The following is a 17,292-nucleotide window of genomic DNA, read 5'->3' as shown; positions in this document are numbered from 1 at the left end:
GAGCGGGCGATGGTCACGCGGGTACTGATCTGCAACCGGGGCGAGATCGCCGTCCGGATCCTCCGCGCCTGCCGGGACCTCGGTCTGGCCAGCGTCGTGGTGTACTCCTCGGCCGACCGGGACAGCCTGGCGGTCCAGCTCGCCGACCAGGCCGTCCAGATCGGACCCGGCCCGGTTGGCCGCAGCTACACCAACATCCCCGCCATCCTGTACGCGGCGGCCAAGTCCGGCGCCGACGCGGTGCATCCGGGCTGCGGCTTCCTCTCCGAGGATCCGGTCTTCGCGGCCTCCTGCCGGAGCGTCGGGCTCACCTTCATCGGCCCGTCGGCCGAGCACATCGCCCTGATGGGGGACAAGGTCGCGGCCCGGTCCGCGATGCGCGCCGCCGGGGTGCCGGTGCTGCCCGGCTCGGACGGCACCGTCGACTCGCTGGCCGAGGCGGCATCGGTGGCCGCCGAGATCGGCTATCCACTGATCATCAAGGCGGTGGCCGGCGGTGGCGGGCGCGGCATCGCGGTGGTGCACGGGGCCGGGGAGCTGACCGCGGCGTACGAGACGACCCGGGCCACCGCCCGCACGCTCTTCTCCGACGACCGGGTCTACCTGGAGCGGTACCTGCCGGCGGCCCGGCACATCGAGGTGCAGGTCCTGGCCGACGGCCACGGCACCGTACTGCATCTGGGCGAACGGGACTGCTCGGTGCAGCGCCGGCACCAGAAGCTCGTCGAGGAGTCCCCGTCGCCGTCCCTCGATCCGGGGCTGCGGGAGCGGCTCTGCGCGGCGGCGGTCGCGGGTGCCCGGGACATCGGGTACGTCAACGCCGGCACCTTCGAGTTCCTGGTGGCGCCGGACGGCGAGGCGTACTTCATGGAGATGAACACCCGGCTCCAGGTCGAGCACCCGATCACCGAGGTCCGCAGCGGGATCGACATCGTCGAGTGGATGATCCGGATCGCGGCCGGTGAACGGCTCGCCCTCACTCAGTCGGACGTCCGGCTGGCTGGGCACGCCATCGAGGCGCGGATCAACGCCGAGGACGTCGACCGGGACTGGGCCGGCTCCACCGGGCGGGTGCACGGGCTCCGGATGCCGGCCGGACCCGGCGTACGGGTGGACAGCCACCTGTTCGACGGGTACGTCGTACCGCCCTTCTACGACTCGCTGCTCGCCAAGATCATCGCGTACGGCGCGACCCGGGACGAGGCGCTGCGCCGGCTGGACCGGGCGCTCGCCGAGTACCGGTCGGCGGGCGTCACCACGAACGTGCCGTTCCACCGCCGGCTGCTGCGCCATCCCGGCTTCCGCTCCGGCGACTACCAGCTCGGCGTCGTCGAGTCCGTGCTGGCCACCCCGCCCGACGACCGGGACCGCCAAGCGGGGCGGGGTACGGCGACCGCGCCGGCCGCGACCGCCGGTACCGACCAGACCCGGAAAGACCACCGAAGTAACGAGGAGAGGACGGAAAGTCATGTCTGACCAGCTCACCACGGGGCTCGACAAGGAAGACCTGCGGACGCTGATCGCCGACACCATCGACGTCGACATCGCCGAGGTCACCGACGACGCGCACTTCGTCAACGACCTGGAGGTGGACTCCCTGATGGCGCTGGAGATCACCGTCCGGCTGGAGAAGCGGTACGGCGTCAAGATGGAGGAGAGCGAGCTGATCGCGGTCAGCACGCTGGACAGCACGTACCAGCTGCTCGACGGCAAGCTGCGGGGCGGCTCGTGACAGCCCGCTGCGCACCCCTGGCCGACCAGGTCCGCCTGGTCAGCGCCGGCCCGGATCAGGCGGTGGCCACCGCGACGGTGGACCCCGCCGATCCGGTGTTCGCCGGCCACTTCCCCGGCTTCCCGCTGCTGCCCGGGGTGTACCTGGTCGAGCTGGTGGGCCAGACCGTCCGGGCGGCGCTGCACGGCAGCTACCGGCCCGAGCTGGCGGCCCTGGACCGGTGCCGGTTCCTGAGCCCGGTCGCCCCCGGCGACGAACTGCGGATCGAGGTGGCGCTCACCTGGTCCGGTCCGGACCTGCGCTGCGCCGCCACGATCACCACCGACCGCGGCCGCGCCGCCGACCTGCGCCTGCGCTACCGCCCGGAGGAGGACTGATGATCGGGGTTGCCGAGATCAGGAAGGTGGTGCCGCACCGGTACCCGATCCTGCTGCTCGACCGGGTGGTCGAGCTGGTACCCGGGGAGCGGCTGACCGCGCAGAAGGCGGTGAGCTGCACCGAGCCCTGCTACGAGGGGCTGGACGAGAAGGCGGTCGACCGCGACTACGCGTACCCGGCGACGTTGATCGTCGAGTCGTGGGCCCAGGCGGGCGTGCTGCTGGCGACCTGGGACCGGCCCAACCCGGACGTGCTGGTGGGAATGGTCGGGCTGGCCGGGGCGATCAACGACGTCAGCTTCGGCGGCCCGGCGTACCCGGGCGACGTCCTCGAACACCGGGTCCGGATGGTCAAGGTCATCGGCGACACGGTGATTCTCGAGGGCGAGACCGTGGTCGGCGACACGACGGTGATGCGGGTCGGGCAGTTCGTCGAGACACAGCGGCCGGTGAGTGCGCTGCGTCCGGCGGACCCGATCCCGGTAGCGGGATGAGGAGCGAGATGACCGACAACGAGCGACGCGTGGCGCTGGTCAGCGGCGGTTCCCGGGGCATCGGCGCGGCCGTGGTGCACCGGCTGGCCGCCGACGGCTTCGACGTGGCCTTCTGCTTCCAGGCCAATGTGGAGGCCGCCGAGCTGGCGGCCAAGACCGCCCGCGAGGCGGGTGCCCGGGTACTGGCCCGACAGGTCGACGTGGTGGACCTGGCCCAGGTACGGGCGTTCGTGTCCGCCACCGAGGACGAACTGGGGCCGATCGACGCGGTGGTCACCGTCGCCGGGATCACCCGGGACCGGCCGCTGGTGCTGATGGCCGAGGACGAGTGGAACGCCGTGCTCCGGACCAATCTGGACGGCACGTACACGGTCTGCCGGTCGGCGATGTTCCCGATGATGAAACGGCGGCGGGGGGCCGTGGTGACGCTCTCCTCCGTGGCCGGAGTGGCCGGCAACGCCGGTCAGACCAACTACTCGGCGTCCAAGGCCGGGATCATCGGCTTCACCAAGGCGATGGCCAAGGAGATGGGCCGGTACGGCATCCGGGCCAACGTGGTCGCACCGGGCTTCATCGAGACCGACATGACCTCCGGACTGCCGACGGCGGTCAGCAAGGAGATGCTGGGCCGGATCCCGCTGGGCCGCTTCGGCCGGGCGGACGAGACCGCCGACCTCGTCGGGTTCCTCGTCTCGGACCGGGCCTCCTACGTCACCGGCCAGGTCTTCCACGTCGACGGTGGGATCGCGCTGTAGCGCGCCGCCCCAACTCCCGAGGAGTCCACCATGGCGGTGCGTCGCACCCCGAGGTTCTACTTCAGCCTGCGCAGCCCGTACTCGTGGCTCGCCTACCGCGACCTGCTCGAGCGGTACCCGACGCTCGCGAACGAGCTGGACTGGGTGCCGTTCTGGGAACCGGACGAGCTGAGCCGGCGGCTGCTGGCCGAGGCGGGCGGCGAGTTCGTCTACACGGCGATGTCCCGGGCCAAGCACCTGTACGTGCTCTCCGACATGCGGCGGCTCGCGGCCGATCGGGAACTGGAGTTCAGCTGGCCGGTCGACCGCGAGCCGTGCTGGGAGATACCGCACCTGGCCTACCTGGTGGCCTGCCGGCACGGTGCCGGACCGGAGTACGTCGCGCACGCGTACCGGGCCCGGTGGCAGGAGGGTCGGAACATCTGCGACCGGGCCACCGTGGCCCGGATCGGGGACGCGCTGGGGCTCGACGCCGACGAGCTGGCCTCGGCCTCCGACGACCCCGAGGTTCGGCGCGAGGGCGTCGAGGCGCTGCTCGCGATCTACCGCGACGGCGTGTTCGGGGTGCCGTTCTTCGTGCACGGATTCGAGAAGTTCTGGGGCGTGGACCGGCTGCCCGCGTTCGCCGCCTCGGTCCCACTGCCGGTCCGCGCCGACGCCGGGCCACTACCGGTCGGCGCACCCGGCCGGACCGACGAGGGGCACGCCGGCGGCTGCGGCTAGCCGGGGCGATATAGCCCGAATATGGACGTCGATCGTACGGTCTGCCGCGGAGATCCGACGGTGGTGTCGTACCGGGAAGAGGCCGGGGAAAAAGCGTGTCCAGGTGGGGAAGTATCGTCGAGGCGTTCCGGCACAATGTCGCGGAATCGCCGCAGCGGCAGGCCGTGGTGTTCTGTCGTGGCGCAGGGGAACGGCTGGTCGAGGCGTCCCTGACGTACGCCGAACTCGACCGGGCGGCGGAGGCGACGGCGGGTTGGCTGGGTCGGCGGTGCCGGCCCGGTGACCGGGCGCTGCTGCTGTATCCGACCGGACTCGACTTCGTGGCGAGCTTTCTGGGCTGCCTGTACGCGGGCGTGATCCCGGTGCCGGTGCCGCTGCCGGGCAACTTCCGGCAGCACGTCGACCGGACCAGCGCGATCGCCCGGGACGCCGACGTGGCGGTGGTGCTCACCGACGCGGCGAACCTGGGCACCGTCGCCGACTGGATGCTCCAGGAGGGACTCGACGACCTGGGCTGGGCGGCCACCGACGGAACCGGCTCGGGCACGGTCACCGGTGCCGACGATGCCGGCGGTCCGGCCGACCCCGCCGACGCCGGGACCGCGCACCCGGCCCGCCCGGACGACATCGCGTTCCTCCAGTACACCTCGGGCTCGACCAGCGACCCCAAGGGCGTGATGGTGACCCACGGCAACGTGCTGCACAACCTCGGCTCGGTGCACCGCACGCTCGGCTGGACCGCGCAGACCCGGTTCTGTAGCTGGCTGCCGCTCTACCACGACATGGGCCTGATCGCGATGCTGCTCGCGCCGCTCTACCTGGGCAGCACGGCGGTGCTGATCCGGCCGAACGACTTCCTCAAGCGCCCGCACCTCTGGCTGGACGCCATCGACCGGTACCGGGCCGAGGTCGCCTGCGCGCCGAACTTCGCGTACGACCTCTGCGCCCGGCTGCTGACCGACGAGCAGGTCGCCGCGCTGGACCTGTCCAGCTGGCGGTACGCCTGCAACGGGGCCGAGCCGATCGACCCGGCCACCCTGGACCGGTTCGCGTCCCGGTTCGCCCCGGCCGGCTTCCGGTACGAGGCGTTCCTGCCGACGTACGGGCTGGCCGAGGCGACCCTCTGCGTCACCGGTGCCCGGCCCACCGGCCGCCCGGTCGGCGCACTGGTCGACCCCGACCTGCTGGCCCGGGACGTGTTCGCACCGGCGCCGGCCGGTACGCCGGGACTGGCCCTGGTCGGCAGCGGCCGGGTGAACTCGCTCGACGTCCGGATCGTCGATCCGGGCACCGGCGGTGTGCTGCCGGACGGGCGGGTCGGCGAGGTGTGGATCCGGGGCGGCAGCGTGACCCGGGGCTACTGGGGCGACCCGGAGGCGACCCGGCGCAGCTTCGACGCGGTGACCGCGGACGGCGAGGGCGGCTTCCTCCGCACCGGCGACCTCGGCACCTTCGACGACGGCGAGCTCTACGTCACCGGCCGGATCAAGGAAATGATGATCGTGCACGGCCGCAACCTCTATCCGCACGACGTCGAGCGGGAGGTCCGGGGCGTGGCCGAGGCGTTCGCCGGGCTGCCCAGCGCGGTGTTCTCGGTACCCGTGCCCCGGGAGGAGATCGTCGTCGTCCAGGAACTCCGGACCCGGAGCCGGGACGCGGCCGAGGTCGCCGGGCTGGCCAGTGCGGTGAAGACGACGCTGGGCCGGGTGCTCGGGGTCCGGGTGGCGGGCGTCGTCTTCGTCCGGGTCGGTCAGGTCCGGCGGACGACCAGCGGAAAGATCCAGCGCACGCTGATGCGGGAACTCTTCGTCTCCGGTGCGCTCGACGCCACGTACGCCGATCTCGATCCGGAGCTCCGGGACCGGTTCCGGACCGACCGGTCGGCCGTGCCGGTGCCGGCCGGGCGGGGGTGACCGGGATGTCGGGCTATCCGGCCTTCGCCCTCGCCGAGCGTCTCGACCACGGCCTCGGTGACCCGTACGACTCCGGTCGGCCGTCCTCGTTCGCCCGCTGCGTGGCGCTGGACGCCCGGGAGGAGTTCCCGGCCGAGATCTGCGACGAACTCGACCGGCTCGGCCTGCCGCGCTGGTACGTACCGGCCGAGTTCGGTGGCGAGCTGCGCAGCTATGAGGAACTGCTGCACGCCGTCCGGATCCTGGCCCGGCGTGACCTGACCGTCGCGATCGGACACGGCAAGACGTACCTCGGGGCGGTCTCGGCCTGGGTCGGCGCCAGCCCGGAACAGGCCCGCCGGGTCGGTGCCGAGGTACTCGCCGGCAGCGTCATCTCGTTGGCGCTGACCGAGCGGGAGCACGGCAGCGACCTGCTCGCCGGTGAGGTCTCGGCGGTCCCGACCGACACCGGGTACCGGGTCGACGGCGAGAAGTGGCTGATCAACAACGCCAGCCGGGCGGACCTGGTCTGCGTACTGGCCCGGACCGATCCGGCCGGCGGGACCCGGGGGTTCAGCCTGCTGCTGGTCGACAAGCGGCGGCTCGCCCCCGGTACGTACAGCTGCCTGCCGAAGGAGCGGACCCACGGGGTACGCGGGGCGGACATCAGCGGTATCGCGTTCGCCGGTGCCGACGTACCGGCCGAGGCGGTGCTGGGCGCGGTCGGCGCCGGTCCCGAGATCGTGCTGAAGAGCGTCCAGCTCACCCGGACCATGTGCGCGGCCATGTCGCTGGGCCTGGCCGACCAGGCGCTGCGGTTGGTCCTCGACTTCGCCAGCACGCACCGGCTGTACGACCGCTACCTGGTCGACCTGCCGCACGCCAACCGGACCCTCACCGAGGCGTACGTCGACCTGCTGATCGGCGAGGCGACCAGCGTGGTGACCGCGCGGGGGATCCACGCCAGTCCCGGCGAGCTGAGCGTCACCTCGGCGATCGCGAAGTACCTGGTGCCGACGATGATGGATCGGACGATTCCCCGGCTCGGCCAGGTGCTCGGGGCACGGGCCCTGCTCACCTCCGACCATGCCGACGGACTGTTCCAGAAGATCGAACGCGACCACCGGATCGTCGGGATCTTCGACGGGAACACCCTGGTCAACCTGAACACGCTGGTGAACCAGTTCCCCGGCCTGGTCCGTGGCTACCGGCGGGGGCTGGTCGATCCGGGGCTGGAAGCGACCACCGACCTGTCCCGGCCGCTGCCCGACTTCGACCGGGACCGGCTCTCCCTGCTGTCCCGGACCGGTTGCAGCGTCGTCGCCCGGTTGCCGGTCGCGGTCGCGGAGATCCGGGTACTCGCCGACGCCGGCCACGCCCCGACCGCCGTGGCCGAGCAGGCCGAGACGCTGCGCCGACTGGTCGACCGGCTGCACGAGCAGATGGCCGGCTACCGGCCGTCCCCGCGTCAGGTGCCGGCGGAGGCGTTCAACCTGGCCGGGCGGTACGCCGTCGCCTTCGCCGCGGCGTCCTGTCTGCAACTGTGGCTGGCCAACCGGCACCGGCTGGTCGGCGGCCCGACGGCGCCACTGTGGGCGGACGCCCGTTGGCTGCGGGCCTGCCTGCACCGGCTGATCGGGCAGCTCCGGCCGCTCGGCACCGGCACCGACGGCGTCGACGACGTGGTCGCCGACGGCGTCGACGGCGCGACCGGGGACGGCACCGACGGGGACGGCGACGGCACCGACGGGGACGGCGACGGCGGAGCCGTCTACGACCGGCTGCTTCCGGACCTGCGCGCCCAGCACCGCGAGGGCCGGCTCTTCTCCCTGCTGCCCTGCCGACTCGCCGACGAGGCACCGAGGCTTCCCGAGGAAACCCGATGACCCAGACGCCCACGGCCCCCGCCACGACCGGCCCCGACACCACCGGGTTCGGTGCGATCGGCCCCGATACGAGCGGCCCCGGCGGGCAGCCGGCCGCCGACCCCGACGCCGGCACGGCGGCGGCGGTTCCGGACCTGGAGACGTACCTCGGCGATCCACACGACCCGACCAACCCGGTGGGCTATCCGGCGGTGCTCGCCGCCGACGAGCGCGGTGAACTGCTCGCCGCCGGCGAACGGGCCCTGGACGGGTACGGGCTGAACGCCGAGTTCGTACCGCGGGCGCTCGGTGGCCGGTTCGACCGGGCCGACCGGCTGGCGCAGGTGCTCCGGGCCGTGTTCCGCCGGGACACCACCCTCGGCGTCGGATACGGGGTCACCACGTTCATCGCGGCCACCCCGGTCTGGACCTCGGGCAGCGCGGAGCAGCGGCGCTGGATGGCGGACCTGCTGCTCCGGCACGGCAAGGCCTCGGCCGGCTACAACGAACTGGCCCACGGCACCGACTTCACCCGGGCCCGGCTGCGGGCCCGCCCCGACGGCACCCGGCTCCTGGTGAACGGTCGCAAGGAACTGGTCGGCAACCTCGCCCGGGCCGACGCGGTCACCCTGTTCGCCCGCACCGACGACCGGCCGGGCAGCCGCAGCCACTCGCACCTGCTGCTGGACATGGCCGCGCTGCCGCCGGAGCGGCGCCGCCACCTGCGCCGGTACCGCACCGCCGGAGTGCGTGGCGTGCTGCTGGGCGGGCTGGAGTTCACCGACTGCCCGGTACCGGCCGATGCCGTGATCGGGGAACTCGGCGACGCGATGGAGACCGTACTGCGGGCGTTCCAGGTCACCCGCGGGGTGCTGCCGGGGATGGCGGTCGGGATCGTCGACACCCAACTGCGTACGGTGCTGCGGTTCGGGCTCGACCGCAGGCTGTACGGGCTGCCCGTGGCGGAGCTTCCGCATGCCCGGGCCACCCTGGTCGGCGGCTTCCTCGACCTGTTGATCAGCGACTCTCTGTCGACGGTGGTCGCCCGGGCCCTGCACGTGCTGCCGGCCCAGACGAGTGTCTACACGGCGGCCGTCAAGTACCTGGTGCCGAAGCTGTTGCAGGAGGCGACGCAGAGCCTGTCCGTCGTACTCGGGGCCCGGTCCTTCCTGCGGGACGGGCCGTACGGGATCTTCCAGAAGAACATCCGGGACCTGCTCGCCGCGACGCTCACCCACGCCAGCGCCGCGGTCTGCCAGGCGACGATCATTCCGCAGCTGCCCCGGCTGGCCCAGCACGGCTGGCACCGCTCCACGCCCGCGCCACCGGCGCTGTTCCGGCTGTCCGACCCGATCCCCGCACTGGAGTTCGACCGGCTCGGGCTCTCCGCCCGGGGGGAGGACAGCCTGCTCGCCACGCTCCGGGAGCACGGCGCGGAGCCGGGCACCGATCCGGACGTCGCCGACCTCTGCGGGCGCCTGGCCGCCGAACTCGGCCGGCTCCGGAGGCTCTGCGCCGACCTGCCGCCCCGGGACCGTACGGTGATCGCCGGCCGGCGCGGCTTCGACCTGACCGACCGGTACGCCGTGCTGCTCGCTGCCGCCGCCTGCCTCGGCGTGTGGCGGTACAACTCCGACGATCCGTTCCTGCGCGACACGCCGTGGCTGCTCGCCGCGCTGTCGCGCCTGGCCGCACGACTGGGCCTCGACCCGGGTACGGCAGCGGACGGGCTGGAGAAACACCTGTACGCCGAGCTGCTGGAGCGTCATGTCGACGGCCGCAGCTTCGATCTCGTCAATCGGCGTCTCGCCGGCTGAGTTCCGCCCGCCGAAGGGGAGTGCAACATGTCCGGAATCATCGAAGACACGTCCGTGGCCGCGATCCGTGCCTGGCTGGCGGGTCGGATCGCCTTCTACCTCCAGCGCTCCGCCGACGAGATCGATCCCGACCTGCCGCTGGTGGAGATCGGCCTCGACTCGGTGTACGCGATGACCCTGAGCGGGGACGTCGAGGAGCGGTTCGACATCGAGGTCGAGCCGACGATGGCCTGGGACCACCCGACCGTCAACGCCCTCGCCGGCTATCTCCACGGTGTACTGGGATCGCGCGGATGACCGAGCAGACCGCCGTGGTCCCGGCGCCGACCGGGACTGCGGCGCCGGGCGTGGGCCGTGCACTGTCGGTCGGTCAGGAGGCGCTCTGGTTCCTGTACCAGCTCGCGCCGGAGAGTCCGGCGTACAACATCACGCTCGCGGTCCGGGTGCGTACCGCGCTCGACGTCGAGGCGCTGGGCCGGGCGGTCGCCGCGCTGGTGACCCGGCACGTCGTACTGGAGACGACCTTTGCCGAGGTCGACGGCGTACCCCGGCAGTTCGCCGCGTCGGGCGGATCCGGCGGGTCGGCCGCCGACGGCACCGGGATGCCGCATCCGTCCGGGCAGGCCCCGGGTCGGCTGGAGATCCGCGACGTGCCCGGGGTCGGCGACGAGGCGCTGCTCGGGCTCGCCGGTGCGGCCGGCGCGGTGCCGTTCCGGCTCGGCGCCGGGGACGTCTTCCGGGTCGTGCTGCTGCGCCGCTCCGCCGCCGACGCGGTGCTGGTCGTGGCCGCCCACCACATCGTCAGCGACGCGACGTCGCAGTGGCTGCTGCTGCGCGACCTGCTCGCCGCCTACCGGGGGATCGTCGCCGGTGGAGCGCCGGACTGGGCGCCGCTGCGGTCGGGCTACCAGGACTACGTCGAGGCGGAGCGGGCGCTGCTCGACTCGCCGAAGCGGGACCGGCTGGAGCGGTACTGGCGGGAGCGCTGCGCCGGCGTACCGGCCGGGGTGCTGCCCATCGACCGGCCCCGGCCGGAGCGGCAGACGTTCGACGGCGCCACCCATCACCTGCGGCTGCCCGACGACCTGGCGGCCCGGGTCCGGACGACCGCGACGGCCGCCGGGGTCACCCCGTTCGCGTTCCTGCTGGGCGTCTTCCAGTCCATGCTCTTCCGGTACGGCGGCCAGGACGACTTCGCGATCGGCTGCCCGGTGGCGACCCGGCACGGTCGGGGGCTGCGGGACGTGGTCGGGTACCTGGTCAACTCGCTGGTGCTCCGGTCCTCGTTCGCCCCGGACGCCACCTTCGCGGACGCCGTGGCCGGAGCGCACCGGGAACTCCTGGCCGGCCTGGCCCACGTCGGGTACCCGTTCCCGCTGCTGGACCGGATGGTCGGGGCGAGCCGTGGGGCGGGCCGGGCGCCGCTGTTCCGGATCGCCTTCACGATGGTGGCGGCGGACCGGCTGGACCCGCCGCTGCCGCTGGTGCCCGAGGGCGCGGTCGTCGGCCCGGAGATCGAGTACGCCGGCCTGCGGCTCGCGGCGCTGGACGTGCCCCAGTTGGAGGGACAGTTCGACCTCTCGGTGGAGCTGCGGCAGAGCGACGGTTCACTCACCGGCGCCTTCCGGTACAACACGGATTTGTTCGATGCTGCGACGATCGAGCGGCTCACCGGGCACTACCGGCGGCTGCTGGAGGCGGCCACCGTCGACCCGGCGCGTCGGATCGACCGGGTTTCCCTTGTCGACAGCGCGCAACTGGAAATGCTGCTCGCGTTGGGTACCGGCGGTGTACGTCCCGGACAGTGATTCGGGTGGATTCCGGGAAAACCCGGGACAGCTCAGGGTCAATGGTCCGGGGGTTCTCAGGGTGGTATCTAATGTGTCGATCTAACATTCAGTGATTGGATGCTCGCTATGGAGCAGGCTGTGCGGCTGGAGTCGCTGAGCAAGACCTATGGTTCGGGCCAGAACGCGGTGACGGCCCTGACGGAGGTCTCACTCGACTTCCGGGCCGGTAGCTTCACCGCCATCATGGGCCCGTCCGGATCGGGCAAGTCCACCCTCTTGCAGTGTGCGGCGGGTCTGGACCGGCCGACGAGTGGTCGGGTGGTCATCGCGGAGACCGATCTGACCGGGCTGAGCGAGACGGCGCTGACCCTGCTCCGGCGGGACAAGATCGGCTTCGTCTTCCAGGCCTTCAACCTGCTGCCGTCGCTGACCGCCGAGCAGAACGTGGCGCTGCCGCTGCGGCTGGCCGGGCGCAAGCCGGGCCGGACCGAGGTCGCGGCCGTCCTCGCCGAGGTGGGCCTCGGCAACCGCGGCCGGCACCGGCCGGCGGAACTCTCCGGCGGCCAGCAGCAGCGGGTCGCGATCGCCCGGGCCCTGGTGACGAAGCCGGCGGTGCTCTTCGCGGACGAGCCGACCGGGGCGCTGGACACCAGCACCAGCCGGGAGGTGCTGGCGCTGCTGCGTGGGCTCGTCGACCAGCACGGCCAGACCATCGTGATGGTGACCCACGACCCGGTGACCGCCGCGAAGGCGGACCGGGTGGTGTTCCTCGCCGACGGGGTGCTGGCCGGCGAACTGGTCAACCCGACGGCGGAGGCGATCGCGGCCCGGATGACGCGCATGGAGGTCAGCGCGTGCTGACCATCGCGCTGCAGACGATCCGGGTCCGCTGGGCCGCGTTCGTCGGTACGTTCGTGGCGCTGACCCTGGGCGCCGGGATGATCGCCGCGATGGGGCTGGAGATCGGTGCCACCCTGGGCCTGCCGGAGCGCGCGCCACAGCGGTTCGCCACCGCCCCGGTGGTGGTCGCCGCGCTCGACCCGGAGTGGGACCCGGCCCGGCACGACCCGGGCAGCCGCTCGCTGATCCAGGCCCGGGGCATCTCGGACGGGCTCGCCGCGCAGGTCGGCGCGCTGGGCCGGACCGTGCCGGTCCGCTCCTTCTACGCACAGCTCGCCGGTGGCGAGACCGACCAGGTGGGGCACGGCTGGTCCACCGCCCAGTTCGCCGCGTACGGCCTCGCCGCCGGGCGCGGTCCGGAGGCGGACACCGAGGTGGTGGTACCGGCCGGTGGGTCCGCGCCGGGCGAACGGGTCACCGTCTTCACCACCGCCGGTCCGAAGGAGTACACCGTGGCCGGGGTGACCGCCCCGGTCGGATTCGAGTCGGCAGTCTTCTTCACCGAGGCGGAGGCGGCACGGCTCTCCCCCCGGGTGGAGGCGCTGGTGGCGTACGGGGCGCCCGAGGCGATCCGGTCGGCGGTCGGCGGGAACGCCGAGGTGCTCACCGGGGACCGGCGCAACGTGCTGGACCCGAGCTACAACGCCGACCGGGAGGCGATCGACAACACCCGTACCCTGCTGCCGATCACGGCGGTGGTGGCCGGCTTCGTCTCGATCTTCCTGGTCGCCTCGACCTTCGCCTTCGCGGTGGCGCAACGGCGTCGGGAGATCGCGCTGCTGCGGACGGTCGGCGCGACCCCCCGGCAGGTGCGGCGGATGGTGGTCAGCGAGGCGACGGTGGTCGGCATCGCCTCGGCGGTCGCCGGCTGCGCGCTGGGACTGGGCACGGCACCGCTGCTGGCCGGCTGGATGGTCGACCTCGGGCTGGCGCCGTCCTGGTTCACCGTCGAGGTCGGCACGGGACCGGCCGTCTGGGTGCCGCTGCTGATCGCGTTCTGCATGGGACTGGGTGTGGCGCTGGCCGGGGTCTGGGCGGCGTCCCGCCGGGCCGGCGACGTACGCCCGATCGAGGCGCTCCGGGACGCCGCGGTGGACACCCGCACGATGACCTCGGGCCGGTGGCTCTACGGGCTGCTGGCGCTGGCCTTCGGGCTCGTCACCATCGGCTGGGTGGCGGCGGTGAACCCGGGGATGGTGATGGTGCCGACCCGGTACATCGGGGTGCTGATGTTCCCGATCCTCGCCTTCGCGCTGCTGGCGCCGGTGGTGGTCAAGCCGATCGCCCGGCTCATCACCTGGCCGCTCGGCCGGTTCGGCGGCGCCGCCGGGATGCTGGTCCGGGAGGGCGCGCTGACCGCCGTACGCCGGACCGCCGCCACGGCCGCGCCGGTGCTGCTCACCGTCGGCCTCTCCATCTCGCTGCTCGGCGCCGCCGCCACGATCGACCGGGCCAAGGACTCCGGCCGGCGCAACCAGGTCACCGCGGACTTCGTGGTCACCCCGGACGGCACTCCCGGGGTCAACGAGGCGGTGACCGAGCGGGTCCGGGCGATCCCCGGCGTCGACGTGGTCGCCGCGCTGCCGACCATGGTGTACGCCAGGGACGACGCGAGGTTGGCCGACTACGAGGCCCAGACGGTGGATCCGGCGGCGCTGTCCCGCACCCTGACCCTGCCCGTGGAGGAGGGTTCGGCGGCGGAACTGCGCGACGACACCATCATCGTCAACGAGGACTGGGGAGTCGGGGTCGGCGAGACCGTCGAGGTGTTCATGGCCGACGGCACGACCGTGCCGCTGCGGGTGGTGGCGGTGCTCTCCACCACCTCCGGCAGCAACGACGTCGCCTACCTGAGCACCCGGTACGCCGGCACCGCCCGGTACGCCTTCACCGGCCTCGCCCGGCGGGTGTACGTGTCGCTGCAACCCGGCACCGATCCGGCGACCGTCCGGGCCGCCCTGGACAGCGCCACCGCCGGAGGAGGGGCCCGGGCCGTCCCGGCCGAGAACTGGCTGGGCGAGGAGAGTTCCGAGAACAGCGAGACCACCGCCCTCGGCATGCTCCTGGTGCTCGGCATCGCGATCGTCTTCTGCTTCATCGCGATCGTCAACACCCTGGTGATGGCGACCTCGGACCGGCTGCGCGACCTGGCCATCCTGCGCCTGGCCGGGGCCACGCCGAGACAGGTGCTGCGGGTCTTCGCGGGCGAGTCGCTGCTGGTGGTCGGCGTCGGCGTACTGCTGGCGGTCGGTGCCTCGGCGGTGAACCTGGCGGGACTTCGGCTCGCCCTCGGGCAGCTGGTGGGGGCCACCCCGGTCACCGTGCCGTGGGGGACGGTGGCACTGATCACCGCCGTCAGCGCCGTGCTGGCCGTACTGGGCGCGGTGGTGCCGGTCCGGCTCGCGTTCCGGTCCCGTGCCGTCGAGCTGGCCGGCGTACGCGAATAGGCGTCCACTCCGGACCGGTTTCCCGGGCCCCGCTTCTCCCGATTTCGGGCGTGGCGGGGCCCGTTTCCTTTCGAAGATAGCTTCGGTATGGGGCAGGTATAGCCGCGGGTCGCACGATGACAACGAGCCGAGAAAGCAGCGCGGCGCCAACAACGGGACAGCACCGGCGCCTTCGATGCGGATCCGTTGAAAGAAAATGACCCGCGAAGGGAAGCCGTGGCAATGCATGCGCTGAAGGGCATCCTCGCGGCCATCGGGAACACGCCCCTGGTAGAACTCGAACGCCTGATACCCGATTCTCGAATGCGGGTGTTCGCGAAGCTGGAGCGGTTCAATCCCGGCGGCAGCGTGAAGGATCGGACCGCGCTGAGCATGCTGCTGGAGAAAATCCGCAGCGGCGAGCTCCAGCCGGGCCGGTCGGTGGTGGTCGAGTCCAGTTCGGGAAATCTGGCGGTCGGTCTCGCACAGATCTGCCGGTACTTCGGGCTGCGGTTCGTCTGTGTGGTGGACGCGAAGACGACCGAGCAGAACCTCGCGATCCTGCGCGCGTACCAGGCGTCGGTGGAGGTGGTTACCCAGCCCGATCCGGACAGCGGCGAGTACCTGCCGGTGCGCGTCCGGCGGGTACGTGAACTGGTGGCGAACACCCCACACGCGTTCTGGCCGAACCAGTACGCGAATCCGCGCAATCCGCTGGCGCACCGGCAGACCATGGGCGAGATCGTCGACGCGCTCGATGGTTCCGTCGACTACCTGTTCTGCGCGGTCAGCTCCTGCGGCACCCTGCGCGGCTGCGCCGACTACATCCGGGAGCACGGGCTGACCACCAAGATCATCGCGGTGGACGCGGTCGGCAGCATGATCTTCGACGGCCAGCAGCCGATCGAACGACTGCTGCCCGGACACGGAGCATCGCTGCGGCCGGGGCTCTTCGACCCGGACGCGGCCGACGAGGTCATCCACGTGACCGACCTGGAATGCGTCGCCGCCTGCCGCCGGCTCACCGCCCGGGAGGCGATCCTGGTCGGCGGCTCGTCCGGCGCCACCGTCGCGGCACTGGAGCGGCGGAGCCCGACCATCCCCGAGGACGCGAACTGCGTGCTCATCTTCCCCGACGGTGGCGACCGCTACCTCGACACGATCTATTCCGACGAATGGGTACGCGGGCGCTTCGGTGAGGCCTCGCACCTCTGGAAGGAAGCCGCCGGTGGTGATCAAGCCTGATGCTGATCCTTCGACATGACGACGTCCAGGAGATCCTGGCCGACCGCGAGCTCGCGCTGATCGAACTGGTCGGCGAGGCGTACAAGCTGCACGACGAGGGCAGGACCTCGGTGCCGCACTCCACGTTCCTGCGCTTCCCCGACGAGCCCCGCAACCGGATCATCGGGCTGCCCGCGTACGTCGGCGGGCCGGCACCCGCCGCCGGAATGAAGTGGATCGCCTCCTGGCCGGGGAACATCCACGACGGCCTGCCCCGGGCCAACGCCGCCATCCTGGTCAACGACCTCGACACCGGAGTGCCCCGGGCACTCCTCGAAGGATCGGTGATCTCGGCCAAGCGGACCGCGGCGAGCGCCGCGCTCGCCGCCCGGCTGCTGGTCCGCGACCCGGCCCCGAGCGGCGTGACGCTGATCGGCTGCGGCGTGATCAACCTGGAGGTGCTGCGGTTCCTGCTCGCGGCGCTGCCCACCCTCACCGAGGTCACCCTCTTCGACAGCGACCCCGAGCGCGCGGCGGCGTTCGCCCGGCAATGCGCGGCACTGGCCGGCACGGTGCACGTGACGCTGGCCGCCGACATCGGCCGGGCCGTCGCGGCACACGAGCTGATCTCCGTCGCGACCACCGCCGCGGAACCGCACCTCGACCTCGGCCCGGCCCGCCCCGGCACCCTCGTGCTGCACGTCTCGCTGCGCGACCTGCCCCCGGCGACGATCCTGGCCAGCCAGAACGTGGTGGACGACGCCGACCACGTGTGCCGGGAGCGGACCTCGCTGCACCTGACCGAGCTACAGGTCGGGCACCGGAACTTCATCGACGCGCCGATCGGCCAGATCCTGCGCGGTACCGGCGGCTTCCGCCGCGATCCATCCCGGAGGGTGGTCTTCTCGCCGTTCGGGCTCGGCGCCCTGGACATCGCCCTCGCGGAGTTCGTCCGGGCCGCCGCCGTCGAGCGGGGCCTGGGCGTCCGCGTCGACAACTTCCTGCCCGGTCCCGGCCAGCGGCCGGAGCCCCAACTATCGACAAGGAGTTCCCATGGCTGACGAGCAGACGGACGACCGGGTCTACCGCGTGGTCCGCAACGACGAGGAGCAGTACTCGATCTGGCCCGCCGACCGGGACCTGCCGGCCGGCTGGCACGCCGAGGGCACCGAGGGCCTCCGGGCCGACTGCCTCGCCCGGATCGGCGAGGTCTGGACCGACATGCGCCCGCTGAGCCTGCGCCAGCGGATGGCGGCCAGCACCAGCTGACCGCTCGGCCGCCGGAACGAGGTGAGGA

At 72.4% G+C, this 17,292-nt stretch carries 16 protein-coding genes; all 16 read left to right on the top strand.

Going from position 1 to position 17,292, the window contains the following annotated elements:
• The first annotated feature begins 9 nt into the window (after window positions 1–9).
• The 16 genes from H4W31_RS37720 (at window position 10) to H4W31_RS37645 (ending at window position 17,264) form a co-directional block, all read left to right on the top strand.
• Window positions 10–1,476, top strand: a complete 1,467-nt coding sequence (locus H4W31_RS37720) for an acetyl-CoA carboxylase biotin carboxylase subunit (protein ID WP_192770968.1) — start codon at window positions 10–12, stop codon at window positions 1,474–1,476.
• A complete protein-coding gene (locus H4W31_RS37715) occupies window positions 1,469–1,732 on the top strand; it encodes an acyl carrier protein (protein ID WP_192770967.1) in 264 nt (87 codons plus the stop codon). Before H4W31_RS37720 ends, H4W31_RS37715 begins: the two co-directional genes overlap by 8 nt.
• Window positions 1,729–2,109, top strand: a complete 381-nt coding sequence (locus tag H4W31_RS37710; protein WP_192770966.1) for a 3-hydroxyacyl-ACP dehydratase FabZ family protein — start codon at window positions 1,729–1,731, stop codon at window positions 2,107–2,109. The genes H4W31_RS37715 and H4W31_RS37710 overlap by 4 nt, the downstream gene beginning before the upstream one ends.
• Entirely contained in the window at window positions 2,109–2,603 is a 495-nt protein-coding gene (locus H4W31_RS37705) for a hotdog family protein (protein ID WP_192770965.1), read from the top strand. The genes H4W31_RS37710 and H4W31_RS37705 overlap by 1 nt, the downstream gene beginning before the upstream one ends.
• A gap of 8 nt (window positions 2,604–2,611) precedes the next feature.
• Window positions 2,612–3,358 carry a 3-oxoacyl-[acyl-carrier-protein] reductase gene (fabG, locus tag H4W31_RS37700; protein ID WP_192770964.1) on the top strand — a complete coding sequence of 249 codons (747 nt, stop codon included), beginning with the start codon at window positions 2,612–2,614 and terminating at the stop codon, window positions 3,356–3,358.
• Between the two features lie 30 nt (window positions 3,359–3,388).
• Window positions 3,389–4,081, top strand: coding sequence for a 2-hydroxychromene-2-carboxylate isomerase (locus tag H4W31_RS37695; RefSeq protein ID WP_192770963.1), 693 nt, complete (start codon window positions 3,389–3,391; stop codon window positions 4,079–4,081).
• A 95-nt stretch (window positions 4,082–4,176) separates the two neighbouring features.
• The gene (locus tag H4W31_RS37690; protein ID WP_192770962.1) at window positions 4,177–5,994 is read left to right on the top strand and encodes a fatty acyl-AMP ligase; all 1,818 of its coding nucleotides are present in this window, start codon (window positions 4,177–4,179) and stop codon (window positions 5,992–5,994) included.
• A gap of 5 nt (window positions 5,995–5,999) precedes the next feature.
• On the top strand, window positions 6,000–7,859 hold the full coding sequence (locus tag H4W31_RS37685) for an acyl-CoA dehydrogenase family protein (protein ID WP_192770961.1): 1,860 nt from the start codon (window positions 6,000–6,002) through the stop codon (window positions 7,857–7,859).
• The gene (locus tag H4W31_RS37680) at window positions 7,856–9,655 is read left to right on the top strand and encodes an acyl-CoA dehydrogenase (RefSeq protein WP_192770960.1); all 1,800 of its coding nucleotides are present in this window, start codon (window positions 7,856–7,858) and stop codon (window positions 9,653–9,655) included. The genes H4W31_RS37685 and H4W31_RS37680 overlap by 4 nt, the downstream gene beginning before the upstream one ends.
• A gap of 27 nt (window positions 9,656–9,682) precedes the next feature.
• Window positions 9,683–9,952, top strand: coding sequence for an acyl carrier protein (locus H4W31_RS37675; RefSeq protein ID WP_192770959.1), 270 nt, complete (start codon window positions 9,683–9,685; stop codon window positions 9,950–9,952).
• Window positions 9,949–11,463: a condensation domain-containing protein gene (locus H4W31_RS37670; RefSeq protein ID WP_192770958.1), complete on the top strand. Its 1,515-nt coding sequence runs from the start codon at window positions 9,949–9,951 to the stop codon at window positions 11,461–11,463. Before H4W31_RS37675 ends, H4W31_RS37670 begins: the two co-directional genes overlap by 4 nt.
• A gap of 108 nt (window positions 11,464–11,571) precedes the next feature.
• Window positions 11,572–12,306 carry an ABC transporter ATP-binding protein gene (locus H4W31_RS37665; RefSeq protein ID WP_225945891.1) on the top strand — a complete coding sequence of 245 codons (735 nt, stop codon included), beginning with the start codon at window positions 11,572–11,574 and terminating at the stop codon, window positions 12,304–12,306.
• Complete coding sequence (locus tag H4W31_RS37660; protein ID WP_192770956.1) at window positions 12,300–14,792, top strand: FtsX-like permease family protein; 2,493 nt, start codon at window positions 12,300–12,302, stop codon at window positions 14,790–14,792. The genes H4W31_RS37665 and H4W31_RS37660 overlap by 7 nt, the downstream gene beginning before the upstream one ends.
• 222 nt (window positions 14,793–15,014) lie before the next feature.
• Window positions 15,015–16,016 carry a 2,3-diaminopropionate biosynthesis protein SbnA gene (sbnA, locus tag H4W31_RS37655; RefSeq protein ID WP_192770955.1) on the top strand — a complete coding sequence of 334 codons (1,002 nt, stop codon included), beginning with the start codon at window positions 15,015–15,017 and terminating at the stop codon, window positions 16,014–16,016.
• The gene (gene sbnB / locus H4W31_RS37650; protein ID WP_192770954.1) at window positions 16,016–17,056 is read left to right on the top strand and encodes a 2,3-diaminopropionate biosynthesis protein SbnB; all 1,041 of its coding nucleotides are present in this window, start codon (window positions 16,016–16,018) and stop codon (window positions 17,054–17,056) included. The genes sbnA and sbnB overlap by 1 nt, the downstream gene beginning before the upstream one ends.
• Window positions 17,049–17,264, top strand: coding sequence for an MbtH family protein (locus tag H4W31_RS37645; protein WP_192770953.1), 216 nt, complete (start codon window positions 17,049–17,051; stop codon window positions 17,262–17,264). Before sbnB ends, H4W31_RS37645 begins: the two co-directional genes overlap by 8 nt.
• Window positions 17,265–17,292 lie beyond the last annotated feature (28 nt).

It is taken from the genome of Plantactinospora soyae (assembly GCF_014874095.1).
Classification (GTDB): Bacteria; Actinomycetota; Actinomycetes; order Mycobacteriales; family Micromonosporaceae; genus Plantactinospora; species Plantactinospora soyae.
Note: the sequence above shows the minus strand (reverse complement) of the source record. Positions and strands in the feature narration are given on the sequence as shown.